Origin of the sequence: Burkholderia sp., from assembly GCF_018375725.1 — a bacterium.
Lineage (GTDB): Bacteria > Pseudomonadota > Gammaproteobacteria > Burkholderiales > Burkholderiaceae > Burkholderia.
The window spans coordinates 1-11,466 of sequence record NZ_JAHACR010000118.1 but is presented as its reverse complement, the minus strand read 5'-3'; the positions used below and the strand labels follow the sequence as shown (position 1 = coordinate 11,466).

The following is an 11,466-nucleotide window of genomic DNA, read 5'->3' as shown; positions in this document are numbered from 1 at the left end:
TCTGGCCCGGGTTGACGTTCTGCAGGTTGACGAGTTGTTCCTTGCGCATCGCGCGCTCCTTTATTCGTGATGGGTGTCCGGTATCGCGGGGCGCTTAGGCGTTCGTGCCGCCCGGCAGGTACGGGCCGATCACCGGGATCGGGAACACCGACTTCTGGATGAAGGCGCAAAGGGCAACCGTGCCGAGCACGACGATGGCGGTCTTAACGTGCGGGTTTTTCATGGGGACCTCAGTTGGTGGAGAAGTCAGATTGCGACGTGGACCAGACCGTGTTGCCATCGACCAGCCTCTTCGCGGCTGGCCACTTGGAAATGATCCAGGCGGCAACCAGGACACCCACCGTCGTCGCGATGATTTCCTGGGCGAGCCGGTGTTTCGTAGGCAGGTAGGCAGAGAGGGACACGTAGCGCTCTATGGGGTGAAAGAGCCCTCATCGTGCGGACGGACGCCGAAAATGACAAAAGCCGGGAATCCCTTGTCAGCTCTGGGATTCCCGGCTTTTCAGCCAGGCAAAAAACGTTGTTTCTGTGCTATTCGTACGACACGACGCCCTCGGTGATCTTCCCTTTCTCCGCGTCGCGGTGGATGTAGTGGAATTTCTCCAGGCCAAGGATCCGATCCTTGTCGACGAACAGCACGTCGGCCATCACCTTCGCATCGGCCACGTTCGACACGGCGTAGCAGTGGATCTCGGTGCAGTTGCCCAGGAAGTCCTTATCGACCTGGGCGGGCCGCTGCGCAACGCCGACCAGCGTTAGCTCGCGCGAGTGGGCGTCGCCCGTCGTCAGGTTCTTCCAGGCCGTCGGTGCCTTGTGCGGTTTTGTGACGCGCGTCAGCTCTTCGACGACCACGGTCCACCGGGTGAACCCGGGATTCTCAAGGATCCGGCAGAAGCGATCGAACTGCGCGTCACGCTCCGCGTCGTCAGGCGACGGGACGAACACCAGGCGCGTCTTGCCGGCCGCGAGCGCCTTGGTCAGCTCCTGGATCGTATAGACCCGCTCGCCCTTGATCTCGCCGGCATAGTCGTCTGGCCGGGAGATCTCCAGCGGCGACCAGACCAGGATCGGGCCGCGCACCTTGGCGAGCAGGTAGCGCTTGATCCACACGCCCTTGCCCGATCGCGAGCGGCCGATCACGCCGATGATGCCGCCGCGCCGCGTCATGCCGCCTCCAGCTGATCAGCCATCAGCGCACCGGGATCGCTGCCGAAGGCGGGTTCCTTGCTCGGCGCCGCGTCTTCCGGGGCGGCCGCGCTCGCCGGCAGCGGCTCGACGTTCTGCCCTGGTGCCGCGGCAGCCGGCGCGACGGCGCGCACGACATGATGCTTGCCCGCGGCCGCCGCTTCCAGCTGCGCCCGAATCCGGCGATTGCGCAGCGCGAAGCCGAGGCTCATTGCGAGCGGGCCGACCGCGACGACCAGTTTCAGCAGCGGATGCTTGATGACGTTCGCGACGCCGCCCCAGCCGTAATACGCGTCGCAGTCCGCGAGCGCGTTGGCGATCTCGCGCGTGACGTCGTCCGTCCAGTCGTCCGCGCACTCCGGCAGCATCTTCAGTACGACGCCACGCGCCTTGTTCAGGCCGAAGTGATACTGATCCGACAGCGACGCGGTTTCCTTCTCCACCTCGGCCTGTTGCTCTTGCTGCTGTTCCTCGGCGAGCGCCGCGCGCTCCGCCGCCTCTTCCTGCCCGATTTGCTCGAGCGCATTGACGTCCATCATGGTCAGAGTCCTGCGAAGGGAGTGCCGTCGAGCAGCCCGCGCCGCTTCGGTTTCTCCGGGGTTTTCAGGGGATCAGCGGCCGGGTTTGGGCCGCCAGCGGGCGTGTTTTCCCCGGGATTCCCGGGGTTTTCATCGTACGGGTCGGCCTGAAGCGTGACTTCGTCGCGCACGAAGCGCTGGGAATGCGCGAGGCCCTCGTACTCAAAACGGCAGGCGCAACGATCGCACTTGCCATAGGCGCGTCCGCCCCTGTTCAGCTTGACCCTCACGACTTCCGAGCAGCCCTTCGTCTTGCAGGGAACCGTGCCGATGTACTTTCCGGGTGCGGACATGGGCGCGCCCTCCCCTTACGCCGTCGCGCTGCTGCTGGCCGACGTGGCTTTCAGCGCTTCGACGCCGGCGTTCGCGCTGTCGGCCAGCGTGACCGCCTGCTGGATCTGCGACATGTGGCTCTGCAGCGTCGCCGTGACGCCCTGGGCGAACGTGTCGATCTTGCCGTCGACGAGCGCCGTCAGCTTGTCGGTCAGAGCCTGTTCGATCGACGCCAGATCGGCCTTGGCCGCCGCCTCGATCGCGGCGACGCGGCCGTCGATATCGGACAGCGCGCTGTGCACGGCGTCCGCCAGCTCGGACAGCGTCGTGTTGTGCGGCAGGTTGCCGGCGATCAGCTCGGCGAGCGATTCGGCCTTGGCTTTCACGGCCGCGATCAGGGATTGCAGTTCGGACATGGTCTTCCTCTCGGTGGTATGCGGCCGCGATCGGCCGGCCGCGTGCCGTTACAGCTTTTCGACTGCGTCGACGAGGCGCTTGATGGGGGCGATCTGCTTTGCCGCCAGGCCGCGCTCAAACGGCGTCAGCGCGTCGTGCATCGCGCGCAGCTCGCGCGCGGCGTCCCGGGCCTCGTTCAGTTTGGTGGCCTGGACACTCACGAAAGCGACTTCACTGGTGCTGGACATGGGTTTCTTTCTCCGGGTCATAGAACTTGCGGGTGCGGGCACTCCAGTACGGCGCACTGATTGCGCCGCTCGCCCTGCGCTCGTGCTCGCGCGCGAACGCCATGAAGTCGTCGATATCGGCCTGTGCCGTGGCGGGGTCGTAGCAGTACTCCGACACGAAGGCGAGGAAGCGGCCGAGCATGCTCCGCGCGGTGAGGACGGACAGATCCTCGGCCGAGATCGCGCCGACGACTTCCTCTTCGGGCAGCTGCGCGGCCGCGGCTTCCTCATCGGACTGCTCCAGCTCGTCCAGGCCGAGCGCGGCTTTCAGGCCGGGCGTCCAGGTCAGCATGCGGCGGCCGGTGAACGCTGCGACATACTCGCGGAACTGCGCGGCGGACTGGCCGTCGCCGGCCGCGGCCCACTCGAGCAGCTGGAACGGATGCGCGCCCTTCTGGCCGCCGCCCGTCTTGGCCGCGTTCATCGTCAGCTCGCGCGACAGGCCCCACTTCGTGTCGCGGCCGAACTTCGCGACATATTCCGCGGCGTACTGCCCGCCGCGCACGTCCAGGCCGTGGTCGATCACGTCGGACATCTGCGACGGCTCGCACAGGCCGACCTTCAGCAGCGCCTCGTACCAGGCGCGCTTCAGCTCGTCGATAAGGCGCGACGACATGCGGCCGGTGTCGCCTTCCTTCACGTCGCCGAACGCGTCGGGCGTCGCGAACACCAGCGAGTGCGTGTGGGGATGCCAGCCGTGCGTGCCGAGCGTGATTTCGAGCGCCTTGATGGAGCCGGTGCGCACGCCCTTGCCGAGGATCCGCTTGTAGGTGCGGCAATTCTGGAATTTCTGCATGGCCTTGGCCTGCAGCGCGAGCATGTCGGCCAGCGGGCGCTCGCCCGATTCGTGCGGGAAGGTGTTGGTCATCAGCCAGACATAGCCGCCGTTGCCGACGTGCGCCTTCATGCCGTCGGCGACTTCCGCCTGGCGCTGCATGCAGACCTTGAGCGAACAGACGGGGCAGGCCCAGACCGAGCCGCACGTCGACACGCCGGCCAGGCTGGCGCCGGAACCGTCGACGTTGCGGCGCACGCCGAGCGTTTCGCCCGGCGACGTGAGCGCGCGCTGGCACCAGCAGGTGCGGTGCTGCGCTTCCTTCGCGGCGGTCGGATCGTAGATGACCGACTGCGAGACACGCAGGAGATCGTGCAGACGACCCTTCGCCTTCGCCCGGGAAACCGCGTCGGTATTGGGCGTGCGGGCTGCGTGTATCGATTTCGCGTTTATACCAAGAAAACCAGACGGCTCTTTTGCGGGGTGGGTCATCCGATCGCCCTCGCGTAGACCTAGGCGAGATACGCCCAGTCGCGCGCCCATGCGCGATACGCTTCCGCCGGCGTGCGGCCGATGCCCGACGCCCGGCCGTCGACGCAGTACCACTCGCGCCGGATCATTCGCAGACGTGGCTTCATCGGCCGGCCTCCGGCACTTCCACGGCACCCGTGTATGCGCGGGCCGTTGGCACGCCCAGGTCGGCCGCGAACGTGTTGTAGAGGAACAGCGCTGTGCGCAGCTGCTCGTACGCGAGCTCGAGCTGGCGACGCGCGAACGGATCGTCGCCCGGCCGCACGCCCTGATCGGACGGCAAAAAGCCCTTCCGGGCGTCGATCGACCGGCGCATATCGCGCAGCGCGGTCGCGGCCGGTGAACGATCGCCGACTGCTTGCGGGTGGTAGACGGGGGTGGGATCGGCTCCGCGCGAACGGCGGGGCGTGTCGGGTTGGGAATAGCCCAGGTCAAGGAAAGCGGCGGAGGATCGTGTCATCGCTTCTTGCTCTCGCTTCGAGCAACAGCGTAGCCCGCGAGCACGCAGCCCGCTCCGACAACCATGCCGATGAAGAAAACGAGCATGGCCATGTCATTCGCCCTCGATCTTGCGGACGGTCGCACGGTACGCGATGCGTCGGCGCGAAAACACCACGAACGATTTGCCGCAGCCACTTACCTGCACGTATTGCGTCCCGAGAGGCGACTCATAGACCGGTTCCAGCCGGCAAGTTTCGACCCACGTCCCCACTCGTTCGCCCAGGTCGATGCGCTTGCCGCAATACGGGCATTCCACCGCGTTTCGCATTTGGTACATGTCACGCCCCCGAGCGGAAGAATTTTCCGAGCAGGCGGCGCAGCCAGCCGGCGCGTCCTTCCCGTACGTACGGGCCTTCGATCGTGTAGCAGTGAGTTTGTAACGGCTTGTTTCGCATGACCTGCCCCTACCTGACCCGACTTGACATGAAATCGCCCGGTGCGCGCCCCCGTCAGGGCGCTCCAGTGGGGTCAGGTCACTGGGCCGGGCGATGGTCAGGAGAATAGTTCCGCGTCACCTGACATGTCAAGTTACACGTTACGTCTTGAAATACGGATCGTTGCGACTCGCTTGTCGTTCGACTACGCTTGACGTCGGGTCAGCAAATTTGTAAGGGGTCTGTCATGAAAACCACCATCGAATGGCTGGACGCGGTGAAAGCGCGTCTAGATCTTCCTTCCGACTACGCGGCAGCAAAGGTGCTCGGCGTGACGCGCCAGTCCGCGAGCGGCTGGCGCAACGGCCGGCAAACCTTCGACGACGAGGTATGCCTGCGAGTCGCTGAGATTCTGGAAGTGGATCCGTTCGAAGTTCTTGCGAACATCAAGATCGAGCGGATCAAAGATGAGGAGCGCCGCGCCGTATGGACGCGTGCTTTGGAAAAATTTTCCGAGGGTTTTCGCACGCTGGTACTTCGCGCTAACGCTTGCGGGGCAATGCTCCCGCAGGTGTAGTACCAGCTTCAGTTAGCGATTTAACTTCTTCTTAATTATCAACATCAAATTTATAGCCGCTAAGTTGTCATATCAGCTTCGCGTTCCGTCATAAACCGGCTCGTCGCTGAGAACGCCACGGCATCCGGCTAACGAAGCAAACGATCCGCCGGCCAGTGATCACAGATTGGTTTCGCCGATCACTGGTAAAATCGGCGGCTTCCTGCCAAAGCCTGGCATCCGTTTTTCGAACCGGATCGTGATTTCATGCAGTCGTCCGCGCCGATCGCAACGAGCCGATTTGTGGAACGCGGTACGATTTTCCCGCGAACGTTTCCTGTCCAGAAGCCTGGCCTTCGACGAGACCGCCACGAAGCAACGAAAAGTTCCGGATCGCCGCGGCAGGCTTCGCGCTGCCGGCCGCATACCCAGCAATCCGCCCGCGAACCGCAACATCAACCCCGTTTGACGGTTGCGTATCCCGGTCGCACTGCGCCGAAGGCGCATGCGCAAGAAATTCCCCAAGGTTTGAGGAGCATACGATGGCCCGCATTGGAGCCTTTTGCATCGCCAGCTGGCTAGCGGCGGCGATCCTTTATTTCGGCCAGCACTCGGTGGCGATGATCGTGTTGAGCGGCGTGGTCGCGTTTGGCGGCTTCGATCTGCTGCGTCCCTGAACACGGCATTGCCCGAGGTCGCGCCAATCGCGAGCCGATTATCGTCAGGTTCCCTCGCCTCCAGCGCCAACGACGCTTGTCCAGCTGTCTGGCCGCTAGGCTAACGCATTGCGCATTTCGGCAATGGGAAGCCGCTCAATCAGATCGAGCAGTCTCGTCTCGCCGGCATTCGGCCGGGCGATGGCATTCACCTGTGCGCGCGCCTTGACGACGTTGCTGCCGAATGCACCCAGCATCCCGTCGAGCTCGCGTGTTGCGCCGGCTCTCGTCATCCCGAGCTGTTCGCCGAACATCACGACATCTTCGCGGGCGAGATCTGCAAAGTGAGTGGCATGGCCGATTTGCATCGTCAACTGGCAAGCCGGCCACCGCTCGCCTTCCGGCCGGTACGTCGGTGTGTTGTAGATCACGGTGCTGACGAGATCGTAGAACGGCGCAAGCTCATATCCGCCAGGCGTGGAAAAGAACGAAAGGTTCTTCAAATGGGCATCGGCGTTTCCGATCAGGATGTTGAAGATCGACCATCGGAAGATCGCAAGACGCGCCCGCGCCTTTGCCCCGAGCGTCTCGATGCAGCGTCGCAGCGATTCCACCGTCGCATTGTGGTATTTGAACGCCTTGTCCTTGTTGAGCAGCTGCATGGCATCCAGCGTATGGAGACGCCGCGCCGGATCCGTTGACGTATCGCGGTCGAACCGGTCGACCACGTAGCATGCCGACGGCACGCGCACGAAGTGGGTGTGCGGCACCGGCAAACCCGTCATGCCTGCCAGCCGCATGCAGAAGAACTCGTTGATGGCCGAATGCGGGTAGTTGTCGACTCGCATATCCGGCTTCAGAAGATGCATCGACGGCTCCGCACCCGCTGGCTCGAACAGCGCGTAATGCGGTGCGCTCCCGGTCAGGATCACGAGGAGTTTCTGCTGGGCACCCGCCGCCGACATACGTTTGGGCGAAAGCGCGGTCAGCGACTGTTGAGGCATCGCCCGGATACGCGCCTCCAGCTCCGGAAATGAAAGCGGCACCCTGCCGCCCGGCGCCTCGTGCACGCCCTCGGGCAGCAATGTCAGCGCGCCGGCCGATTCTCGGCCGTAATAGTCCAGAAGCCCCCACGCGTCGCTGGCGTCCAGTTTTGCTTCGCGCGCGAGCGCGTCGCGCATGCGTTCCTCGGGCAGAAGATTGTCGAAAAACCACTGGACGGGACGATCCGAAGACCCGTCGACCACCGGCCCCGCTTCAGCGAGCGGAAACGCCGGCGAGACAGCAAATGCACCGGGCAACGCAATCCACTGCGGATCGTATTCAAACGACCAGATCCCGTTCCGGTCTGTCAATGCACCGACACGGAGACCATTCGAGTATGCGATCAGGGTTCTTGTCGACATTGATCCGGTCCATCCATCAAAGCTTCGATTCGCCGGTGCGCGGGCTCCGGCGGCGAGCGGCCTTCTCGAAAGCCTCTGCTGAAATGGGCAGTGAGGTGTCCGCACTCAACTTGATGCCGAGCTCACTCACAAGCATCAGAACCTTGCCGATCTGCGCCGTCGGCTTTCCGGCTTCGACCTGGGAAATGAATTTCGGGGAAAGTCCGGTCGCGCTGGCGAGCTCGTCTCGCGTGAAGCCCTGCGCCATGCGTGCCGCGCGGACGTAGTGCCCCAACCTTTCCGGACTGTTGATGACCATTGGCATCGCGCACCCATTTCGTTCCCGAACGGGAACATTCTGCCACATCTTTAATACGCATGGTCATTTTCGTATCCGGATGGAAACGAAACGAGCAAAACAGCTGCGGGAATCAATCTTCGATCCCGACCGGATACGAAACATTAAGAATCTCGCTCGGGCGAGCGGTTCGTTTCCATTCGGAGTCGAATCTGCATTCGGCAATCGGATCTGTTGTATTCGACGCTCGCGGGCGGAGGTAATCGACGAACCGGCAGAAAAAATCCCGATCCGTACGCGCCGCCACACGCCGCAATGGATAAAAGCGTCGCCAAACACGATGGTGAGCAAAGTGGCGGGCCAAGCACGCGAAGCGTGTCTGCTCCTCTCCCCGATCCAGGCGCGCGGATGCCTGCGCGCCTGGATGCCGGCCCCTACCATGCAGCGTTGGGTTTTCGAGATCGCACTTTTCGAATCGCGTCATGACTATTTGGATAACTTTTCTTATCAAAATACCATGATGATGATGAAAAACTGGCAACTTCGAAAACGCGTCAGACAACGCGACCCCATGCACGCCCGGCGGCATGAACCCCCATTCGGTCGTATACTTCCGGCCCCCTCACTCAATGACAGTTTCATGCGGAAATATCTCGCCGCCTTGCTGATCGCAGTCGCGCCGCACGCCTTCGCGGCCGACCATTGCTCGCAATTCAGTCCGCAGGGCATATCCCCGGTCGTGGTCAACGCCAGGATGGCTGCCAAGACCCGTTTGCTGTGCTATTCGGATTTCGAGGTGCTGCACTCCGGCATCACGCATGGCCCGCTGTGGTCCGCGGAACATTTGACCCGCGCGCATCTCCAGGCCGCGAGGGACGAAGTCCGCACCAACCGCTTCTTCGAAGAGTCGCGCCTGCCGGACGGCGAAGGCGCGCGGCTCGCGGACTACCGCAAGAGCGGTTACGATCGCGGGCATATGAGCCCGGCGGGCGATCGGTGGAACGACGAGGCGATGGCCGAATCCTTTTCGCTCGCGAACATGGTTCCGCAAAATCCGGCGAACAACCGTCAGCAGTGGGCGCGCGTCGAGGAGGCGGTGCGCCGGATCGGCATGCGCGCCGACGACACGTACGTCGTCACCGGCCCGATGTTCAAGGGCGCGGAACTGAAAACGATCGGCGCAACCGGCGTGATCGTCCCGACACAGGTTTTCAAGGTAGTCTATGTACCCACGCGCCGCCTGGCATTTGCCGTCGTTATCGACAATACGGCGTCGGGCCGTTACCAGATCGCGACGGTGCACGAACTCGAGGCACAAAGCGGTTTGCGATTCCCGGGCATCCCGGAGTCGTTGAAAGACACACGTATCGGAGGTCTGAATGGTGTTTAAAGCGTTCGAGGACGATTCGTCCATCCTGAATATCCACGGCGACGCATTCACCGTGACCAACGATCCGGAGCGCGTGGTGCTGTCCGGCATGCTGGAAGTGACCCGAGACAAGGCAGGCCTCGCTGTCGCGCTCGTCTTGCAGCAGGCAATCGCGAGCATCGTCGATGCGCTGCAACACGACCCCGCGCTGCCTGAGCATGTCGCCGACGCGCCGCCTGCGCCGACCGGCACGATCAAGAACCCGTTCGCGGGGTAAGCGGCAGTTCTGCCCACGCTGAAGCATTGGCCGTCCCGATGCGCGTCCGCGCACACGCGCCGCCGATCTATTGCGGCGCAGCGATCGCGCATCCGGGACGGCCTCGGCGCAAGGCAACGCAATCGTGCGCGCGATCCTGCGCCGCTTCGATTGCCGCATTGGCCGAGCGGCCAATTTTCGCCAATAATGGCCAAACATCCACTACTGGACGAAGGCGGCCATGGATTACAGTCCCCAAGCCATCCGCACTATCGCTCTGGTCGGCCACGCCGGATGCGGAAAGACGTCGCTCGCGGAAGCGCTGTTGCATCAGGGCGGCGCATTGCATGCGCCAGGCAGCGTGAACCGTGGCACCGCCCTGTGCGACTCCGATCCGCTCGAACGCAAGTATCGCCATTCGCTCAATTCCGCCGTCGCCCACTTTCACTACCGCGACACGCGCGTCTACCTGCTCGATACGCCGGGCTACCCCGACTTCGCCGGCTTGTCGATCAGCACGCTGCCCGCCGTCGAAACCGCTGCCATCGTGATCAATGCGCGCACCGGCATCGAAATGACCGCCCGCCGAATGATGGCGTACGCGGAGGAGCGCAAACTCTGCCGGATGATCATCGTCAATGGCATCGACGGAGAAAAGGTCGACCTTCCCGCGCTGCTGGCGCAGATTCAGGAGATGTTCGGCAAAACCTGCCTGCCGATCAATCTGCCCGCGATGGGCGGCCGCGAGGTCGTCGACTGTTTTTTCAATCCGTCAGGCGAAGCTGACTTTCATTCGGTCGAAGCGGCACACAATGCACTCATCGACCAGGTGATCGAACTGGATCCCGCGCTGATGGAGCTGTATCTCGAGCAAGGGCAAGCCATCCGGCCGGAACAGCTGCACGCGCCGTTCGAGCGCGCATTGCGTGAAGGTCATCTGGTACCGGTCTGTTTCACGTCGGCCGCTACCGGCGCCGGCATCGACCAGTTGCTCGACGTATTCGTGCGGTTGCTGCCCAACGTCACCGAGGGCAACCCGCCGCTTTTCTATCGCGACGTCGACGGACAGAAGGACGCCGTCCATGCGGAGCCTGTCGCCGACAAGCATGTGCTCGCGCACGTATTCAAGATCGTGATGGATCCCTACATCGGCAAGATGGCCGTGTTTCGGATCCATCAAGGCACGGTCATGCGCGACAGCCAGCTCTATATCGGCAACGGCCGCCAGCCGTTCAAGGTCGCCCATCTGCTGAGGCTGCAGGGCAAGGAGCACACGGATATCCAGCATGCCGGCCCCGGCGACATCTGCGCCGTTGCGAAGGCCGACGATATCGGCTTCGATGCCGTGCTGCACGATGCCCCCGAAGACGGCAACATCCATCTCGCGCCGCTCGACTTCCCCACCCCGATCTATGGGCTCGCGATCGAACCGGCTCGCCGCGGCAACGAACAGCGTTTGTGGGAGGTCCTGCAACGGCTCGCGGCCGAAGACCCTTGCCTGTCGATCGGGCGTCCGGCCGGCACCAACGAGACCGTCGTGCGCGGTCTCGGTGAACTGCATTTGCGCTACATGCTGGAGCGGCTGACCGACCAGTACAAGCTGGAGGTGGTGACCCGCCCGCCCACGATCGCGTGGCGGGAAACCATTGGCGGCAAGGCGGAAGGCCATTACCGGCACAAGAAGCAAACCGGCGGCGCCGGCCAGTTCGGGGAAGTCATGCTGCGCGTGGAGCCGCTGCCGCGCGGCGCGGGCTTCGAGTTCGTCGATGCCGTCAAGGGCGGCGCCATTCCTTCGCAGTTCATTCCCGCCGTCGAAAAAGGCATCCTTCAGGTCATCGAGAACGGGCCGCTCGCGGGCTTCCCGATGCAGGACGTGCGGGTGACCGTGTTCGACGGCAAGAGCCATCCGGTCGACTCGAAGGAAGTGGCATTCGTCACGGCGGGACGCAAAGCCTTTATCGACGCGGTACTGCAGGCCCAGCCGATCGTGCTCGAACCCATTGTCGACATCGAGGTCATGACGCCGGAAGCGGTCATGGGCGACAT

The 11,466-nt window shown here is 63.4% G+C and carries 19 protein-coding genes; 6 read left to right on the top strand and 13 right to left on the bottom strand.

Annotation, left to right across the window (positions count from 1 at the left end; genetic code table 11):
• Positions 1 to 94: 94 nt before the first annotated feature.
• From KH616_RS14140 to KH616_RS14090, 11 genes are all read right to left on the bottom strand, one after another.
• Positions 95 to 223, bottom strand: a complete 129-nt coding sequence (locus KH616_RS14140; RefSeq protein ID WP_292245449.1) for a hypothetical protein — start codon at positions 221 to 223, stop codon at positions 95 to 97.
• A gap of 7 nt (positions 224 to 230) precedes the next feature.
• Positions 231 to 404 (bottom strand): hypothetical protein, encoded by a 174-nt coding sequence (locus tag KH616_RS14135; RefSeq protein ID WP_292245447.1) that lies wholly within the window; start codon positions 402 to 404, stop codon positions 231 to 233.
• Positions 405 to 531: 127 nt separating this feature from the next.
• On the bottom strand, positions 532 to 1,167 hold the full coding sequence (locus tag KH616_RS14130) for a hypothetical protein (RefSeq protein WP_292245445.1): 636 nt from the start codon (positions 1,165 to 1,167) through the stop codon (positions 532 to 534).
• Entirely contained in the window at positions 1,164 to 1,724 is a 561-nt protein-coding gene (locus KH616_RS14125) for a hypothetical protein (protein ID WP_292245443.1), read from the bottom strand. The genes KH616_RS14130 and KH616_RS14125 overlap by 4 nt, the downstream gene beginning before the upstream one ends.
• Positions 1,725 to 1,726: 2 nt before the next feature.
• Complete coding sequence (locus KH616_RS14120) at positions 1,727 to 2,056, bottom strand: hypothetical protein (RefSeq protein ID WP_292245441.1); 330 nt, start codon at positions 2,054 to 2,056, stop codon at positions 1,727 to 1,729.
• Between the two features lie 15 nt (positions 2,057 to 2,071).
• A complete protein-coding gene (locus KH616_RS14115; RefSeq protein ID WP_292245440.1) occupies positions 2,072 to 2,452 on the bottom strand; it encodes a hypothetical protein in 381 nt (126 codons plus the stop codon).
• A gap of 48 nt (positions 2,453 to 2,500) precedes the next feature.
• Entirely contained in the window at positions 2,501 to 2,680 is a 180-nt protein-coding gene (locus tag KH616_RS14110; RefSeq protein ID WP_292245438.1) for a hypothetical protein, read from the bottom strand.
• Positions 2,664 to 3,986, bottom strand: coding sequence for a hypothetical protein (locus KH616_RS14105; RefSeq protein ID WP_292245436.1), 1,323 nt, complete (start codon positions 3,984 to 3,986; stop codon positions 2,664 to 2,666). The genes KH616_RS14110 and KH616_RS14105 overlap by 17 nt, the downstream gene beginning before the upstream one ends.
• Before the next feature lie 20 nt (positions 3,987 to 4,006).
• Positions 4,007 to 4,132, bottom strand: a complete 126-nt coding sequence (locus KH616_RS14100; protein WP_292245434.1) for a hypothetical protein — start codon at positions 4,130 to 4,132, stop codon at positions 4,007 to 4,009.
• Positions 4,129 to 4,485 (bottom strand): hypothetical protein, encoded by a 357-nt coding sequence (locus KH616_RS14095; RefSeq protein WP_292245432.1) that lies wholly within the window; start codon positions 4,483 to 4,485, stop codon positions 4,129 to 4,131. The genes KH616_RS14100 and KH616_RS14095 overlap by 4 nt, the downstream gene beginning before the upstream one ends.
• 93 nt (positions 4,486 to 4,578) lie before the next feature.
• The gene (locus KH616_RS14090) at positions 4,579 to 4,803 is read right to left on the bottom strand and encodes a hypothetical protein (RefSeq protein WP_292245430.1); all 225 of its coding nucleotides are present in this window, start codon (positions 4,801 to 4,803) and stop codon (positions 4,579 to 4,581) included.
• A gap of 344 nt (positions 4,804 to 5,147) precedes the next feature.
• Here KH616_RS14090 and KH616_RS14085 point away from each other — a divergent pair, with 344 nt between their 5' ends.
• From KH616_RS14085 to KH616_RS14075, 3 genes are all read left to right on the top strand, one after another.
• Complete coding sequence (locus KH616_RS14085; protein ID WP_292245428.1) at positions 5,148 to 5,477, top strand: helix-turn-helix domain-containing protein; 330 nt, start codon at positions 5,148 to 5,150, stop codon at positions 5,475 to 5,477.
• Between the two features lie 166 nt (positions 5,478 to 5,643).
• On the top strand, positions 5,644 to 5,925 hold the full coding sequence (locus tag KH616_RS14080; protein WP_292245426.1) for a hypothetical protein: 282 nt from the start codon (positions 5,644 to 5,646) through the stop codon (positions 5,923 to 5,925).
• Positions 5,926 to 5,998: 73 nt separating this feature from the next.
• The gene (locus KH616_RS14075) at positions 5,999 to 6,133 is read left to right on the top strand and encodes a hypothetical protein (RefSeq protein WP_292245424.1); all 135 of its coding nucleotides are present in this window, start codon (positions 5,999 to 6,001) and stop codon (positions 6,131 to 6,133) included.
• 95 nt (positions 6,134 to 6,228) lie between these two features.
• On the opposite strand, the gene KH616_RS14070 is transcribed toward KH616_RS14075, so the two are convergent.
• Both KH616_RS14070 and KH616_RS14065 read right to left on the bottom strand, forming a co-directional pair.
• Positions 6,229 to 7,518 carry a HipA domain-containing protein gene (locus KH616_RS14070; RefSeq protein ID WP_292245451.1) on the bottom strand — a complete coding sequence of 430 codons (1,290 nt, stop codon included), beginning with the start codon at positions 7,516 to 7,518 and terminating at the stop codon, positions 6,229 to 6,231.
• 16 nt (positions 7,519 to 7,534) lie between these two features.
• Positions 7,535 to 7,822 carry a helix-turn-helix domain-containing protein gene (locus KH616_RS14065; protein WP_292245422.1) on the bottom strand — a complete coding sequence of 96 codons (288 nt, stop codon included), beginning with the start codon at positions 7,820 to 7,822 and terminating at the stop codon, positions 7,535 to 7,537.
• A gap of 613 nt (positions 7,823 to 8,435) precedes the next feature.
• Between KH616_RS14065 and KH616_RS14060 the strand changes: the two genes are divergently transcribed.
• The 3 genes from KH616_RS14060 to fusA all read left to right on the top strand — a co-directional run.
• Positions 8,436 to 9,185 carry a DNA/RNA non-specific endonuclease gene (locus KH616_RS14060; protein ID WP_292245450.1) on the top strand — a complete coding sequence of 250 codons (750 nt, stop codon included), beginning with the start codon at positions 8,436 to 8,438 and terminating at the stop codon, positions 9,183 to 9,185.
• A complete protein-coding gene (locus tag KH616_RS14055; RefSeq protein ID WP_292245420.1) occupies positions 9,175 to 9,441 on the top strand; it encodes a hypothetical protein in 267 nt (88 codons plus the stop codon). Before KH616_RS14060 ends, KH616_RS14055 begins: the two co-directional genes overlap by 11 nt.
• A gap of 220 nt (positions 9,442 to 9,661) precedes the next feature.
• Positions 9,662 to 11,466: elongation factor G (gene fusA, locus KH616_RS14050; protein ID WP_292245418.1), on the top strand; the 1,805-nt coding region annotated here is incomplete at its 3' end.